This is a genomic window from Pseudomonas sp. DWP3-1-3b3 (assembly GCF_049896305.1).
Classification (GTDB): Bacteria; Pseudomonadota; Gammaproteobacteria; order Pseudomonadales; family Pseudomonadaceae; genus Aquipseudomonas; species Aquipseudomonas azotoformans_A.
In genome coordinates, this window is record NZ_JAFCUA010000012.1 from 16,108 (window position 1) to 31,701 (window position 15,594).

Annotated in this window: 15 protein-coding genes; 11 read left to right on the forward strand and 4 right to left on the reverse strand. The window is 60.9% G+C overall.

What is annotated here, in order from left to right; genetic code table 11:
• Window positions 1–138: 138 nt before the first annotated feature.
• Entirely contained in the window at window positions 139–1,041 is a 903-nt protein-coding gene (hslO, locus tag ACP7BX_RS26790; protein ID WP_016979046.1) for an Hsp33 family molecular chaperone HslO, read from the reverse strand.
• A 104-nt stretch (window positions 1,042–1,145) separates the two neighbouring features.
• Between hslO and ACP7BX_RS26795 the strand changes: the two genes are divergently transcribed.
• Entirely contained in the window at window positions 1,146–1,946 is an 801-nt protein-coding gene (locus tag ACP7BX_RS26795; protein WP_426130815.1) for a phosphatase PAP2 family protein, read from the forward strand.
• A gap of 39 nt (window positions 1,947–1,985) precedes the next feature.
• Here the strand turns inward: ACP7BX_RS26795 and ACP7BX_RS26800 are convergent, their stop codons facing one another.
• Complete coding sequence (locus ACP7BX_RS26800; protein ID WP_016979044.1) at window positions 1,986–2,393, reverse strand: RNA-binding S4 domain-containing protein; 408 nt, start codon at window positions 2,391–2,393, stop codon at window positions 1,986–1,988.
• 116 nt (window positions 2,394–2,509) lie between these two features.
• Between ACP7BX_RS26800 and ACP7BX_RS26805 the strand changes: the two genes are divergently transcribed.
• The 3 genes from ACP7BX_RS26805 to rimK are packed head-to-tail and all read left to right on the forward strand — an operon-like array spanning window position 2,510 to window position 4,687.
• Window positions 2,510–3,289, forward strand: a complete 780-nt coding sequence (locus ACP7BX_RS26805) for an EAL domain-containing protein (protein ID WP_426130813.1) — start codon at window positions 2,510–2,512, stop codon at window positions 3,287–3,289.
• 46 nt (window positions 3,290–3,335) lie between these two features.
• Window positions 3,336–3,785: an ATP-dependent zinc protease family protein gene (locus ACP7BX_RS26810; RefSeq protein ID WP_170949822.1), complete on the forward strand. Its 450-nt coding sequence runs from the start codon at window positions 3,336–3,338 to the stop codon at window positions 3,783–3,785.
• Entirely contained in the window at window positions 3,782–4,687 is a 906-nt protein-coding gene (gene rimK, locus ACP7BX_RS26815) for a 30S ribosomal protein S6--L-glutamate ligase (protein ID WP_010214091.1), read from the forward strand. Before ACP7BX_RS26810 ends, rimK begins: the two co-directional genes overlap by 4 nt.
• A gap of 125 nt (window positions 4,688–4,812) precedes the next feature.
• On the opposite strand, the gene ACP7BX_RS26820 is transcribed toward rimK, so the two are convergent.
• Together ACP7BX_RS26820 and ompR are read right to left on the reverse strand one after the other, a co-directional pair.
• Window positions 4,813–6,126, reverse strand: a complete 1,314-nt coding sequence (locus ACP7BX_RS26820; RefSeq protein WP_016979042.1) for an ATP-binding protein — start codon at window positions 6,124–6,126, stop codon at window positions 4,813–4,815.
• A 117-nt stretch (window positions 6,127–6,243) separates the two neighbouring features.
• Window positions 6,244–6,984 carry a two-component system response regulator OmpR gene (ompR, locus tag ACP7BX_RS26825; RefSeq protein WP_016979041.1) on the reverse strand — a complete coding sequence of 247 codons (741 nt, stop codon included), beginning with the start codon at window positions 6,982–6,984 and terminating at the stop codon, window positions 6,244–6,246.
• Between the two features lie 357 nt (window positions 6,985–7,341).
• Between ompR and ACP7BX_RS26830 the strand changes: the two genes are divergently transcribed.
• From ACP7BX_RS26830 to tauD, 7 genes are all read left to right on the forward strand, one after another.
• Window positions 7,342–9,666 carry a Tex family protein gene (locus tag ACP7BX_RS26830; protein WP_314524366.1) on the forward strand — a complete coding sequence of 775 codons (2,325 nt, stop codon included), beginning with the start codon at window positions 7,342–7,344 and terminating at the stop codon, window positions 9,664–9,666.
• Window positions 9,666–10,049 carry a PaaI family thioesterase gene (locus ACP7BX_RS26835; RefSeq protein ID WP_016979039.1) on the forward strand — a complete coding sequence of 128 codons (384 nt, stop codon included), beginning with the start codon at window positions 9,666–9,668 and terminating at the stop codon, window positions 10,047–10,049. The genes ACP7BX_RS26830 and ACP7BX_RS26835 overlap by 1 nt, the downstream gene beginning before the upstream one ends.
• A 214-nt stretch (window positions 10,050–10,263) precedes the next feature.
• Complete coding sequence (gene gshA / locus ACP7BX_RS26840) at window positions 10,264–11,847, forward strand: glutamate--cysteine ligase (RefSeq protein WP_426130810.1); 1,584 nt, start codon at window positions 10,264–10,266, stop codon at window positions 11,845–11,847.
• 243 nt (window positions 11,848–12,090) lie between these two features.
• Entirely contained in the window at window positions 12,091–13,068 is a 978-nt protein-coding gene (gene tauA / locus ACP7BX_RS26845) for a taurine ABC transporter substrate-binding protein (RefSeq protein ID WP_426130808.1), read from the forward strand.
• A 16-nt stretch (window positions 13,069–13,084) separates the two neighbouring features.
• Window positions 13,085–13,864, forward strand: a complete 780-nt coding sequence (gene tauB / locus ACP7BX_RS26850; RefSeq protein WP_017254560.1) for a taurine ABC transporter ATP-binding subunit — start codon at window positions 13,085–13,087, stop codon at window positions 13,862–13,864.
• A complete protein-coding gene (gene tauC, locus ACP7BX_RS26855; RefSeq protein WP_426130806.1) occupies window positions 13,861–14,688 on the forward strand; it encodes a taurine ABC transporter permease TauC in 828 nt (275 codons plus the stop codon). Before tauB ends, tauC begins: the two co-directional genes overlap by 4 nt.
• Before the next feature lie 11 nt (window positions 14,689–14,699).
• A complete protein-coding gene (gene tauD / locus ACP7BX_RS26860; protein WP_314524353.1) occupies window positions 14,700–15,536 on the forward strand; it encodes a taurine dioxygenase in 837 nt (278 codons plus the stop codon).
• Window positions 15,537–15,594: the final 58 nt, after the last annotated feature.

Genomic DNA, 15,594 nt, shown 5'->3' on the forward strand with positions numbered 1-15,594 from the left:
TGTAGTAGAAAGTTGCGCACTACTACCGCGAAAAAAGTGGGCCGGATTATGCCAGAAAAGCCCAAAAAGAGTAGGGCCCTCCCGTCAGAACTGCGCTAATCCGGCGTTTGTCAGGTGATTTACCTGTGCTTAAACGTTTTAGTGGCGGGTGTCGGAAGGGGTGTCGATGCCTGCGCCGGCGAACAATTGGGCGACATCGGCCGCATCGAACAGGTAGCGCTCGTTGCAGAACTGGCAGTCGATCTCGATATGCCCGCCGTGCTCTACCACCAGGTTTTGCGCATCTTCCAGGCCGAGGCTGACCAAGGCATTGGCCGAGCGCTCGCGCGAGCAGCTGCAGTTGAAGTGCAGGCCTTGTGCGTCAAACAGTCGCACGGCTTCTTCGTGGTACAGGCGATGCAGGATGGTTTCGTTGTCCAGGCCCAGTTGCTCTTCAGCGGTGAGGGTGCCGGCCAGGGCCGTCAGCTTGCGCCAGCTGTCGGTGCGCTCGTCTTCGTCCTTGATGCGATCAGGCGGCAATTGCTGCAACAGCATGCCGCGGGCGCGTTTGCCGTCAGCGTTGAGCCAGAACTTGGTGCCGACCTGCTGGGACATCACGAAGTAGTTGGTGAAGCAGTCCGACAGGGTTTCGCCGTCCAGGTCGACGATGCCCTGGTAGCGCTGGCCTTCGGTGGGGTCGACGGTGATCGCCAGCACGCCGTTGGCCATCAGGTCGGACAAGGTGGCGTCCGGGGCAATCTGGTCGGCCTCGTAACGGGCCAAACCACGGATCTCGCGCTCGCTGGAGCATTCGATCATCAGCATCGGCACCGGGCCTTCGGAACGCGCCTGCAGGATCAGCAAACCGTCGAATTTCATGGTGCCCACCAGCAGCGCCGCCGCTGCCATCAGCTCCCCGAGCAGTTGCGCGACCGGCTCCGGATAGGGGTGCTTGGCGAGGACTTCGGCATAGCTGCGCTCCAGCGAGACCAGCTCGCCGCGGGCGTCGCTCTCGTCAAAGATGAAGCGTTGGGTGAAGTCGGTATCCGGTAGATCAGTCATAGGTCTGGGTATCTGAATTGATGACAAATTGATTACAAGGTTTATAGAATTAAACGCTTTAGCACCGTTTTGGTGCGGTTTTCTAGAGCCGTGGGGGACAGTTTATGAACAATCCGGGTTTGTTCCAAGCCAAGTGGAACCTCGGGCGATGGGCCTTTTGCAATCTACTCGCTATCGCACTGCTGTGTTTTTGGCTGTGGCCCACGGGCCAGATGCTGTGTGTGCTTTTCGACGAGTGGCTGTTTCATCTGCTCAATGACCCGCTGGCCAGCAACTCGACCTGGCTGCACGTGTGGGCGGTAGCCAGTTTGCGGCCGTTCGATGCGGTGGTCGGCGTGATTCTGCTGACGCTACTGATTCGCGGCGACTGGGTGTTCAAGGCCGTGCAGGTGCGTCAGGCACTGTTCGGTTTTATCGGGATTCTGCTGCTGTTGCTGTTTATCCGCATGCTGTTTTCCAAATTCGCGGCGCACATGGGTTGGCAACACAGCAGCCCGTCGATGGTGATCAGCGGGGCGATCCAGATGAGCGACTACTTCCCGGGGTTGGAGAAGACCTGGGAATTGAAGGACCGTTCGAGCCAGAGTTTTCCCGGGGATCACGCGTCAGTGCTGTTGATCTGGGGGATGTTCATGACGGTGTTCGCCAAGCGCATCGGCCAGGTGCTGGTGATCTGGGGCCTGGCGCTGCTGTTCATGATGCCGCGCCTGGTGGCGGGCGCGCATTGGGGCCAGGACGATTACATTGGCGGGGTGTTGCTGGCGCTGTTGGCGTTGGGATGGGGGTATTACACGCCGTTTGCGGCGAAGGTTTCGAGTGGGTTGTTGCGGGTGACGGCGCCGGTGTTCGGCCTGCTTCAGCACATGCCGCTGATCAGTCGACTGAGTGTGGTTCGCCCAACGTGATGGCCAAGGGTGAGGGAGCTTGCTCCCCCACTGTCGTCGTCAGTCATCATTGCCACTGCCGCGAAACTTGAACAGGTCGCGGCGCTGCTTCTTGCTCGGTTTGCCATCGGTGGTCATGCCTGTGGCGCCCGCCTTGCGCATCGCGGCCGCATTCTCACGCTTGGCGATGCTGGCTTCGGTCTCGGTGTACAACGCCTGCGCTTCAGGCGCACCACGGCGCACGATGGAAAGCGCCTGAACCACGACTGTCTTTTCATCAAACCCAACACGAATCTGGAACTCATCGCCGACACGCGGCTCCTTGCCGGGCTTGCAGCGCTCCCCGCGATGGTGCACCTTGCCGCTCTCAATGGCGGCCTTGGCCAAGGCACGGGTTTTATAAAAACGCGCGGCCCACAGCCACTTGTCCAATCGGACCTTTTCTTCCTCTTCCTGCTTTTGAGCCACTTGAATTCCTCGCTCTGAAAAATGTCGCAACTTTATCGTTGAAACCCTTCAACGCATAAACTTTAAGGCTCACCTAAGATACGCCAGGTAGCACACTGTTTTCGCGAGGATATGCTGTGACCGAATTCCCCCTTTCACTCACCTCGCCCAACCAGCGCTGTGTGGGATGCCAGCAAAACGAGCCTCTCGGGTTCGATTTTGCATTTGCGTACCAGCCTATCGTAGATCTGCGGGACCATTCGATCTTTGCCCACGAAGCCCTGGTGCGTGGCACACACGGCGAAGCCGCGCCGTCGGTCCTTGACCAGGTCAACGAAAGCAACCGCTATCGCTTTGACCAACGCTGCCGAACCCAGGCGATTGCCGGGGCTGCGGCCTTGGGCATGCAAACCCACCTTTCGATCAACTTCATGCCCAATGCCGTGTACCGTCCGGAGTTGTGTATCCGCAGCACCCTGGAGGCGGCGCGCGCGCATAATTTCCCGTTGAACCAGCTGATTTTCGAGACACTGGAAAGCGAGCATGTAGATAACTATCGCCATTTGACGAATATTCTGCGTGAATACCGCGAATTCGGCTTCATGACCGCCATTGACGATTTCGGCGCGGGCTATTCGGGGCTGAATCTGCTGGCCGATTTCCAACCTGACTTGATCAAACTCGACATGGCGCTGATCCGCGATGTCGATCAGGATCGTGTCCGTCAGGTCATCGTCCAGGGGGTTGTCACAATCTGTGAGCAGTTGGGGGTTACTGTCATCGCCGAAGGCATCGAAAGTGCTGGCGAGCGCGACTTCCTGTCCGACTGCGGAATATTTCTGATGCAGGGCTACTGGTTCGCCAAGCCTGCATTCAACGCCCTGGCCGAGGTTCCCCCTCAGGCCTGGACGAATTGACCGGTTATCCCTATTGAAGACATTTGACCATTTGACCGTTGTGGGTCTGCGTGAGTGGGTGGCACTTCCCGACTTGGGAGTGGCAGGCCTGCGCGCAAAGATCGACACCGGTGCCAGCACCTCAAGCCTGCACGCTACCGATATCGAGCCGTTTGAGCGCGACGGTGAGAAGTGGGTGCGCTTTACCGCGCACCTGGGCAGCGTTGTGCAACTGCGTCACCGCCGCTGCGAAGCGCCCCTGGTGACGATGAAAACCATCAAGAGCTCCAACGGGCATGCGCAGGTGCGCTATGTCATCAGCACCACGTTGGCACTCGGTGATCGGGTATGGCGGGTGGAGTTCACCCTGGCCTGCCGCAAAGCCATGCGTTACCGGCTGTTGCTGGGTTCCAAAGCCTTGATTGACGGCCAACTGGTGGTCAATCCCGGTATCAAGTACGTTCAAGACAAGCCGGTGTTCCCGGTCTCTACTCTTTCTGTCCCAGGTGCTGCATGAAGATTGCTGTGCTGTCGCGAAACCCGCGTCTGTATTCCACCCGCCGCCTGGTTGAGGCCGGCACCGAACGTGGCCACGAAATGGTGGTGATCGACACGTTGCGTGCCTATATGAACATTGCCAGCCACAAGCCGCAGATCCACTACCGGGGCAAGCCGCTGGAGGGGTTTGATGCGGTGATCCCACGCATCGGCGCCTCGGTGACGTTCTATGGCTGCGCGGTGTTGCGCCAGTTTGAAATGATGGGGGTGTTTCCCCTCAATGAGTCGGTCGCCATTGCCCGTTCACGGGACAAGCTGCGCTCGCTGCAACTGTTGTCGCGCCGGGGTATCGGCCTGCCGGTGACGGGCTTTGCCCACTCCCCCGACGACATCCCCGATCTGATCGACATGGTCAACGGCGCGCCGCTGGTGATCAAGGTGCTGGAAGGCACTCAGGGTATCGGCGTGGTGCTGTGTGAAACCGCGACAGCGGCCGAATCCGTGATCGAGGCGTTCATGGGCCTCAAGCAGAACATCATGGTGCAGGAATACATCAAGGAAGCCGGCGGTGCGGATATCCGCTGCTTCGTGGTGGGCGACAAGGTGATTGCGGCGATGAAGCGCCAGGCCAAGCCGGGGGAGTTCCGCTCCAACCTGCACCGTGGCGGCAGCGCCAGCCTGATCAAGATCACCCCGGAAGAACGCATGACCGCACTGCGCGCCGCCAAGGTGATGGGGTTGAGTGTGGCGGGTGTGGATATCCTGCGCTCCAATCACGGGCCGCTGGTAATGGAGGTGAACTCGTCACCGGGCCTGGAAGGCATTGAAACCACCACGGGCAAGGACGTGGCGGGGATCATCATTCAGCATCTGGAGAAGAATGGTGGGCCGAACATGACGAGGACCAAGGGAAAGGGCTGATCAACCGCCACAAACCAGTGTGGGAGCGGGCTTGCTCGCGAAAGCGGTGGATCAGTCAAGTATGTATCGACTGACACCCTGCATTCGCGAGCAAGCCCGCTCCCACATTCGGCCTGTGTTGTTGCTTAGACCGCGTCGCGGGGCAACATCAACCCAAGCGGCAACCGCACCCGCGCCTCCAGGCCACCCTCTTCTCGGTTGCGCAACTCAACATTGCCGCCATGCATCGAGGCAATCCGTCGCACTATCGCCAACCCTAGCCCTGTACCTTTGCCACCCCGGGCACGGTCGCCACGGGTGAACGGGTTGAAGATGCCTTCCAACTCGTCCGGGTCGATGCCGGCGCCCCGGTCCATTACGCTCAGCACCACATAAGGCGCAGCGCTGTCGCCGGACACATAGGCCGCCACTTCCACATCGGAACCTGCGTGATGCAAGGCGTTGCCGATCAGGTTGTTCAACAGGCGCTTCATCGACACTCGACGCAACGCAAACGGCTGGATCGGCTCCAGGCGCATACGTACCTGTTCACCGTTCTGGTTGTAGGGCGCGACCACCTCACGCACCAGGTCAGTCAGGTCGACCTCCTCAACCACTTCATCACGGCCATCGCGGATAAACGCCAGGAACTGGTCGAGGATCGCGTCCATGTCCTCAATGTCGCGGACCATGTCATCAGTGAGGTCGCTATGGTTGCCCATCAACTCCAAAGACAAGCGCAGTCGTGTCAACGGTGTGCGCAAGTCATGGGACACCCCCGCCAGCATCAACTCGCGTTCGCGTCCGGCCTGTTCGACGTCTTCCGCCATCTGGTTGAACGCACCGTACACCTCGGTCATCTCACTCGGCGTGTCGCTGACCGGCAAACGCACGCTGCGCCCCTGGCCCAGTTGTCGGGCAGCAAACACAAGGCGTTTAAGCGGCTGGTTGAGCTGACGTACGAAAATCCATGCCGAGGCCGTTGAAAGCAGACCGATCGCCAGGAACCAGCCCAACACGTTCCAGATCTTCTGCCCCCGCAGCGGATGCGGGTACAGCGGCACTTTCAGCCAATCTTCACCCAGGCTCGGCGCACGTACCCACAATGCGGGCGACACATGCATGCGCAACCGCACCTCGGTGTCTTCACCCAGTTCGGCCTGCATTTGGCGTTGGTAGATTTCACTGTAGGGCCAATGCTGCTCGCCCTCCGGCACACCTGCACCGGCGACGCGCACCAGGGTCGCGGCCTTGGCGATCTTCTCGCGGTTCTCTGGGTCTGCCGCCCAATAGGCGCGCAGCGTCAGGGCGACACCATGGCTGTATTGTCGATCCACCAGCACGTCCTCGTTCATCAACAGATAAACCAGTGTGAGTGCCTTGGAAAACAGAACGACGATCAGCACCAGCCAAAGGGTGCGGGAGAAGAAACTTTGGGGGAACCACAGCGGGGTTTTCATAGAAGACTGCTAGATACCTTGCAGAAACGAGCGGCGCTCGCAGAATTGCAGACGCCGGACATCCCGCCGACCCTCATGGAGTCAAACGCCAGGATGCCCGCCCCTGCAAATCACCGGTCAACTGGTTTTATTGCCGTCCGGCACAAACACATAACCCACGCCCCATACCGTCTGGATGTACCGTGGCTTGGACGGGTCCGGCTCGATCATCCGGCGCAGACGGGAAATCTGCACGTCGATGGAGCGCTCCAGAGCGTCCCATTCCCGGCCACGGGCCAGGTTCATCAGCTTGTCGCGGGTCAACGGCTGGCGAGCGTTCATCACCAGGGCCTTGAGCACGGCAAATTCACCCGTGGTGAGCATGTGCACTTCATCGCCACGCTTGAGCTCACGGGTCGCCAGCGACAGTTCGTAGTCGCCAAAGGTGACACTCTCGTCTTCGCTGCCTGGGGCACCTGGAACCGGCGGTGCCTGGCGACGCAGTACGGCTTTGACCCGAGCCATCAGCTCGTCGGGGTTGAACGGCTTGGCCAGGTAGTCATCAGCGCCCAGCTCGAGGCCCTTGATGCGGCTCAGCTCATCGCCCTTGGCGGTGAGCATGATGATGGGAATCTGGTTGTTCGCGCCGCGCAGGCGTTTGCAGGCGGTCAGGCCGTCTTCGCCGGGCAGCATCAGGTCGAGTACGACCAGGTTGAATACTTCACGCCCCAACAGGCGGTCCATCTGCTCGGTGTTCGGCACCGCGCGGGCACGGTAGCCCTTGGAGTTGAAGAAGCGCTCCAGCAGGCTGCTCAGCCCCGGGTCGTCGTCAACGATGAGAATTTTTTCGCCTTCAGCAGTTTGTGCAGTGCTGCTCATTAGATGCTCCTCTTATCTCGGCGCGCATTATGGCCTAGCTGCCGTTATACGCACCGTGTGCATTGTTAGCAGATTTTTCCTCAACTGCCAGCGAACCCGCGCCCTACAACCGTTGGCGCAATCCCCCCCCAAGGACAGAACGCTGGTTATAATGCGGCGCCGTCGTGCAGGGCAACTTCAGATCGTTACCGTTTGCTGCCGAGGCTTTTTTTACCCGCTTGTGTGATTTTTTCGATTTCGAGGGTCAATAGGCTGCCTCTTGACCCAGGCAGCGGCGCCAGTCGGGCCGCTCAACCAGCCTCCCAGGGCCTTGTTTTCCGGGCCTGCGAGCTGCTTTTCAGAATTTCAGGTGGTTTTATGGACAGCATCAACAGCCGCATCGCCGAGGAACTCGGTGTACGCCCACAACAGGTCGAAGCGGCCGTCGCTCTACTGGATGAAGGCTCCACGGTGCCTTTCATCGCCCGTTACCGTAAAGAAGTGACCGGCAGCCTCGACGACATCCAACTGCGTCACCTGGAAGAGCGTCTGCGCTACCTGCGAGAACTCGACGAACGGCGCATCAGCATCCTCGCCAGCATCGAGGAACAAGGCAAGCTGACTCCACAGCTTGAGCGCGACATCAAGCTCGCCGACACCAAGACTCGCCTCGAAGACCTCTACCTGCCGTACAAGCAGAAGCGCCGCACAAAGGGCCAGATCGCCCTGGAAGCTGGCCTGGGCGATCTGGCCGACGGTCTGTTCAACGACCCGTCGCTGACCCCGGACACCGAAGCCGCCCGCTTCATCGACGCCGAAAAAGGCGTCGCGGACGTCAAGGCCGCCCTCGAAGGCGCCAAGTACATCCTCATGGAGCGCTTCGCCGAAGACGCCAGCCTGCTGGAAAAACTGCGTACTTACTTGAAGCAGGAAGCCATCCTCAGCGCCCGTGTCATCGCCGGCAAAGAGGAAGAAGGCGCCAAGTTCCGCGACTACTTCGAACATGACGAGCCGCTGAAAAGCATGCCGTCCCACCGTGCGCTCGCCATTTTCCGTGGCCGCAACGAAGGCATTCTCAGCTCCGCGCTGAAGGTCGGTGACGAATTGCCGGGCACCATGCACCCGTGCGAAGGCATGATCGGTCAACAATTCGGCATCCAGAATCAGAACCGTCCTGCGGACAAGTGGCTCGGTGAAGTGGTGCGCTGGACCTGGAAGGTCAAGCTCTACACCCACCTGGAAACCGATCTGCTGGGCGAGCTGCGCGACGGCGCCGAGACCGAGGCGATCAACGTGTTCGCCCACAACCTGCACGACCTGCTGCTGTCGGCCCCGGCCGGCCCGCGCGCCACCCTGGGCCTCGACCCGGGCCTGCGCACTGGCTGCAAGGTTGCCGTGGTCGACGCCACCGGCAAGCTGCTGGACCACGCCACCGTTTACCCGCACGTGCCGCACAACAAATGGGACCAGACCCTGGCCATCCTGGCTGCCCTGTGCGCCAAGCACGCGGTAGACCTGATCGCCATCGGCAACGGCACCGCCAGCCGTGAAACCGACAAGCTGGCCGCCGAGCTGATCAAGAAATACCCAGCCATGAAAATGACCAAGGTCATGGTCTCCGAGGCCGGCGCTTCGGTGTACTCGGCGTCGGAACTGGCTTCCAAGGAGTTCCCGGACCTCGACGTGTCGATCCGTGGCGCAGTGTCCATCGCCCGTCGCCTGCAGGATCCATTGGCCGAACTGGTGAAGATCGACCCTAAATCCATCGGCGTCGGCCAGTACCAGCACGACGTGTCGCAGCTGAAACTGGCACGTGGCCTGGACGCCGTAGTGGAAGACTGCGTAAACGCCGTGGGCGTGGACGTGAACACCGCTTCCGTCGCCTTGCTGGCGCGCATTTCCGGCCTCAACGCCACCCTGGCGCAGAATATCGTGACCCACCGCGACGAAAACGGCGCGTTCAAAACCCGTGCAGCGCTGAAAAAGGTCGCGCGCCTGGGCGAGAAAACCTTCGAACAAGCCGCCGGCTTCCTACGCGTAATGAACGGCGACAACCCGCTGGATTCTTCCGCAGTCCACCCGGAAGCCTACCCGCTGGTGCAGCGCATCGCCGCCGAGACCGACCGCGATATCCGCTCGCTGATCGGCGATGCTGCGTTCCTCAAACGCCTGGATCCGAAGAAGTACACCGACGAAACCTTCGGCGTGCCGACCATCACCGACATCCTGCAAGAGCTGGAAAAACCTGGCCGTGACCCACGTCCCGAGTTCAAGACCGCCGAGTTCCAGGACGGCGTCGAAGACCTCAAGGATCTGGAGCTGGGCATGATCCTCGAAGGCGTGGTCACCAACGTGACCAACTTCGGCGCCTTTGTGGACATCGGCGTGCATCAGGACGGTTTGGTGCATATCTCCGCGCTTTCGGAGAAGTTCATCAAAGACCCGCGTGAAGCGGTGAAAGCCGGCGACGTGGTCAAGGTTAAGGTGATGGAAGTCGACATCCCGCGCAAACGCGTCGGCCTGTCGATGCGCATGAGCGACACCCCCGGCGAGAAAATCGACGGTGCCCGCGGTGCTCGTCCGGGTTCGGCACCGCGCCAGTCGCAGAACAATGCACCGCGCAAAGAAACCGCCACCGCGGCGCCAAGCAACAACGCCATGGCCTCGCTGTTCGCCAACGCCAAACAGTTGAAGAAACGCTGATGGAAATCCCGGCCGGTTTGACCCAGAGCGCGTTCAGCGAACTGATCGGCTGCCGCCTGCAACGCCTTGAAGAAGGCGTTGCCGAGGTGGCCCTGACCCTGGAGCCGCAACTGCGCAACCGCGCGGGCAAGCTCCATGGCGGGGCGATTTTCAGCCTGGTGGACATTACGATGGGGCTGGCCTGTTCCAGCTCCCATGGTTTCGACCAGCAGAGCGCGACCATCGAGTGCAAGATCAACTATATCCGCGCCGTGTCGGACGGTGACGTGCTGTGCACCAGCCGGGTAATTCATGCCGGTCGCCGCACGTTGGTGGTCGAGGCAGACGTGTATCAAGACGAAAGACTTGTCGCAAAAGCACAGGGCACCTTCGCTGTCCTATAGCTCCACACCCCCGATTTGAGTTAATTTCGGCGCTGCAATCACGGCGTCGGAATTTTCTCGCTGCGCTGTAGCCAAATTCATGGAGTGAAGTCGGCATATTCAGAGCGGGTTAAATCGACTCTAAACCAGGCGATCACGCCAGTTTTAACTTCACCCTTGTAGACCGTCCTGCCCACCCCCATATTGGGGCGACTGACGCGTGAAGGAATCCAACTTGAGCGAACTTCTCAACCGCCGCCTGGCCCTGCTCGGCAAGCGCGAACACCTCTCCCTGCTAGAGCAGTGCTTGCACGGCATCGAGCGCGAATGCCTGCGTGTCACCGGTGAGGGTCGACTGGCGCAAACGCCGCACCCTGAAGCCCTGGGCGCCGCGTTGACCCACGAACAGATCACCACCGACTACTCGGAATCGCTGCTGGAGTTCATCACTCCCGCCCTGCCCAACCCGGCCGATACCCTGAGCAGCCTGGACAAGATCCATCGCTTTGCCTACACCAAGCTGGGCAGCGAATACCTGTGGAGCCCCTCGATGCCGTGCCCGTTGCCGGCCGAGGAAGATATTCCGATTGCCTACTACGGCACGTCCAATATCGGACAGCTCAAGTACGTGTATCGCAAGGGTCTGGCCCTGCGTTACGGCAAGACCATGCAGTGCATCGCTGGCATCCACTACAACTTTTCGTTGCCGGAAGCGCTGTGGCCGTTGCTTAAAGAGACTGAAGGATTTGTCGGCACCGACCGCGACTACCAGTCCACCGCCTATATCGCGCTGATCCGTAACTTCCGCCGTTACAGCTGGCTGCTGATGTACCTGTTCGGTGCATCCCCTGCCCTGGATGCCGGTTTCCTGCGCGGTCGTTCGCACCAGCTGGAAGTGCTCGACGCCGACACGCTGTACTTGCCCTACGCAACCAGCCTGCGCATGAGCGACCTGGGTTACCAGAGCAACGCCCAGGCCGGCCTCACGCCTTGCTACAACGATTTGAGCAGCTACACCGACAGCCTGCGCGAAGCGGTGGCAACTCCCTACGCGCCGTACGTCGAAATCGGCACCCATCAGGACGGTGAGTGGGTACAGCTCAACACCAACATCCTGCAGATCGAAAACGAGTACTACTCCAACATTCGCCCCAAGCGTGTGACTTACACCGGCGAACGGCCGATCCAGGCGCTGGTGGCCCGTGGCATCCAGTACATCGAAGTGCGCTGCCTGGACATCAACCCGTTCCTGCCGATGGGCATCGATCTGCCGGAGTCGCGTTTCCTCGACGCCTTCCTGCTGTACTGCGCGTTGAACGACAGCCCGCTGTTCGCCGACAACGAGTGCGGCAACGCCACCGCCAACTTCCTCAGCGTGGTCAAGGAAGGGCGCCGTCCGGGCCTGCAATTGCAGCGTCAGGGCCAGCCTGTGGACATGAAGGAATGGGCTGCCGAGCTGCTGGAGCAGATTGCACCACTGGCCGCCTTGCTGGATGAAAGCCACGGCATCACCGAACACAGCCAGGCGCTGGATGCCCAATTGGCCAAGGTCAAGGATTCGTCCCTGACCCCTTCGGCCCAAGTGTTGGCGGCGATGGCCGAGCGTAAGGAAAGTTTTGCGCAGTTCTCCCTGCACCAGAGCCAGTTGCACGCCGAGCATTTCCGCAGCGAGCCGCTGCCAGCCGAAGAGCAAGCGCAGTTTGAAGAACTGGCACGCAAATCGCTGGCACAGCAGGCGGAGCTGGAGCAGAACGAAGTGGGTGATTTTGACGTGTTCGTCGGTTCCTACCAAGCCAGCATCCTGGCAATCAGTAACTAAGGCTTCACGCCGGCCCCTGTGGGAGCTGGCTTGCCTGCGATGCAGACGACTCGGTGTATCAGTGATACCCAAGTGATGCTATCGCAGGCAAGCCAGCTCCCAAATTTGCCTGCGCCAAACTGAAGATCTGGCACCACGCTTCTCCTCATAAGCTAATTCGAAAATGTTATTTATTTTCGAATTCTTAGATCATTTAGTCTCCTCACACGCCGACCCTCGGCCGCCTGATTGAGGAGCTTCCCCTTGAAACTGCTTACCCCTCTGCGCCTCTTGGCCGCATTGTCCCTGGCCGGTGCCAGCCTGTTTGCCCAGGCGGCGGATGTGACCATCGCTTACCAGACCACCGTGGACCCGGCCAAAGTCGCCCAGGCCGACGGCGCCTACGAAAAAGCCACCAACGCCAAGATCAACTGGCGCAAATTCGACAATGGCGCCGACATCATCGCCGCCATCGCGTCCGGCGACGTGCAGATCGGCTACCTCGGTTCCAGCCCGCTGACCGCTGCGATCACCCGCAAAGTGCCGGTGGAAACCTTCCTCGTTGCCACCCAGATCGGCGGCGCCGAAGCCCTGGTAGCGCGCGACGGTTCGGGGATCAACAGCCCGCAGGACCTGATCGGCAAAAAAATCGCCGTGCCATTCGTGTCCACCGGTCACTACAGCCTGTTGGCCGCGCTGAAACACTGGAACATCGACCCGTCCAAAGTAACCATCCTCAACCTCGCACCACCGGCGATCATCGCCGCCTGGAAGCGTGGTGATATCGACGCCACCTACGTGTGGGACCCCGCCCTGGGCGTCGCCAAGGAAAACGGCAAGGTGCTGATCACCTCCGGCGAACTGGCCAAGTTTGGCGCGCCAACCTTCGATGCCTGGATCGTGCGTAAGGATTTTGCCGAGAAGCATCCGGAAATCGTAACAGCGTTTGCCAAAGTCACTCTGGATGCCTACGCCGCCTACCGTAAAGACCCACAAGCCTGGCTCGCCGACAAAGACAACGTCGAAAAACTGGTGAAACTCTCCGGCGCCAAGGCCAGCGACATCCCACTGCTGCTGCAAGGCAACGTCTACCCGCTGGCCGCCGACCAGGTGACCCTGCTGGGCGCACCGACCACCAAGGCCGTGACCGATACCGCCGTGTTCCTCAAGGAGCAAGGCAAGGTCGACGCCGTGCTGCCGGACTACGCCCCTTACGTCAGCGCCAAGTTCATTACTAACTGATCAGGAGTCCATCGCGATGGCCTTGCTACAACTGGAGCGCATCAGCGCACAGTACCCAGGCGCCACAGAACCGGTACTGTCAGACATTTCAATCGACCTGGGGCCCCAGCAATTGCTGGTGGCCCTCGGCCCGTCCGGCAGTGGCAAGACTTCGCTGTTGAACCTGATTGCCGGCTTTGTCGAACCGTCCGCCGGGCGCATTACGCTTGATGGCGTTCCGGTGAAAGGCCCGAGCGCCGAACGCGGCGTGGTGTTCCAGGACGACGCCCTGCTGCCCTGGCAGGATGTGCTGGCCAACGTCGGCTTCGGCCTGGAGCTGGCCGGTGTGCCCAAGGCGCAACGTGAAGTGCGCGCTCGGGAAATGCTGGCGCTGGTGGACCTGGCCGGTTTCGACAGCCGCCGCATCTGGCAACTTTCCGGTGGGCAGAAGCAACGTGTCGGCCTCGCCCGCGCGCTGGCGGCCGACCCTCGCGTGTTGCTGATGGACGAACCCTTCGGCGCCCTCGATGCCTTCACCCGCGAGCAGATGCAGGAGCTGCTGCTGCAAGTCTGGCGGCGCACGGCCAAGCCGGTGTTCCTGATTACCCACGACATCGAAGAAGCGGTCTTCCTCGCCACTGACCTGATCCTGCTGGCGCCCAACCCTGGCCAGATCGTCGAACGCCTGAGTCTGGACTTCGGCCAACGCTACGCCGCCGGTGAGTCGGCGCGGGCGATCAAGTCCGACCCGCGCTTTATCGAAACCCGCGAACACGTGCTGGGCAAAGTGTTCTCCCAACGGCAGGTGTCCGCATGAGCAGCTACGAACTCGCCGCCAAGCCGGTGGTGCACACGGTTATCCCGGTGCGCCGTAGCTTGAGCACCCGCTGGATCAGCGTATTGACCCTGTTTGCCTTGTTGGCACTCTGGTGGGCCGTGACCGCCACCGGCTTGATCGAACCACTGTTCCTGCCGCCACCGTCCGCCGTGTTGCAAAAAGGCTGGCTGTTGGCGACCACGGGCTACATGGACTCAACCCTGTGGCAACACCTGGCCGCGAGCCTCAGCCGTATCGGCCTGGGCCTGGGTTTTGCCGTGCTGACCGCCGTGCCGGTGGGGATCGCCATCGGCTCCAACCGTACCGCCCGTGGCATTCTCGACCCGCTGATCGAGTTCTACCGCCCGATCCCGCCATTGGCCTACCTGCCGCTGATCGTGATCTGGTGCGGCATTGGCGAGCTGTCCAAGGTGCTGCTGATTTACCTGGCGATCTTTGCGCCGATTGCCATCGCCACCGCGACCGGCGTGCGCACGGTCGACCCGGCCAAGCTGCGCGCCGCACAGTCGTTGGGCGCCACCCGTGCCCAGCTGATTCGGCATGTGATCCTGCCAAGCGCGCTGCCCGACATCCTTACCGGCGTGCGCATCGGCCTGGGCGTGGGCTGGTCGACATTGGTCGCCGCCGAGCTGATCGCGGCCACCAGCGGCCTGGGTTTCATGGTGCAGTCGGCGGCGCAGTTCCTGGTCACTGACGTGGTGGTGCTGGGCATCCTGGTCATCGCCCTGATCGCCTTCGCCATGGAAATGGGCCTGCGTGCCCTGCAGCGTAAATTAGTGCCGTGGCATGGCCAGGCACATTGAGTGAGAACCGCATGAGCAGCCTGACCGTTACCCCCATCAGCACCGCATTGGGTGCCCTGATCAGTGGCGTCGATATCACCCAGCCGTTGAACATTGAAGAGCGAGATGCCATTGAACAGGCATTGCTCAAGCACTCGGTGCTGTTCTTCCGTGATCAACCGATCAATCCGCAACAGCAAGCACGCTTCGCGGCGAATTTTGGTGACCTGCATATCCATCCGATCTACCCCAACGTGCCGGAACAGCCCGAAGTGCTGATCCTCGACACCGCCGTCACCGACGTGCGCGACAACGCCGTGTGGCACACCGACGTGACCTTCCTGCCGACGCCGGCGTTGGGCGCAGTACTCAGCGCCAAGCTGCTGCCGGCGTTTGGCGGCGATACGCTGTGGGCCAGCGGGATTGCGGCGTATGAGGCGTTGTCCGAGCCGTTGAAGCGCCTGCTCGACGGGCTGACCGCGACCCACGACTTCACCAAATCCTTCCCGCTGGAGCGCTTTGGCAACACCGCCGAAGACCTGGCGCGCTGGGAAGAAACCCGCAAGAAGAACCCGCCGTTGTCGCATCCGGTGGTGCGCACGCACCCGGTGAGTGGGCGTAAATCGCTGTTTGTCAGTGATGGGTTTACCACCAGGATCAACGAGCTGGAACCGGCGGAGAGCGAGGCGATTCTGAAGCTGCTGTTTGCCCACGCGACACGCCCGGAGTTCACCATTCGTTGGCGTTGGCAGGAAAACGATGTGGCGTTCTGGGATAACCGCGTGACGCAGCATTACGCGGTGGATGATTACCGGCCGCAGCGGCGGGTGATGCATCGGGCGACGATCCTGGGCGACGTCCCGTTCTAAATCCCGAAGAGGATTAAATGTGGGAGCGGGCTTGCTCGCGAAGGCGGTGGAACAGTCA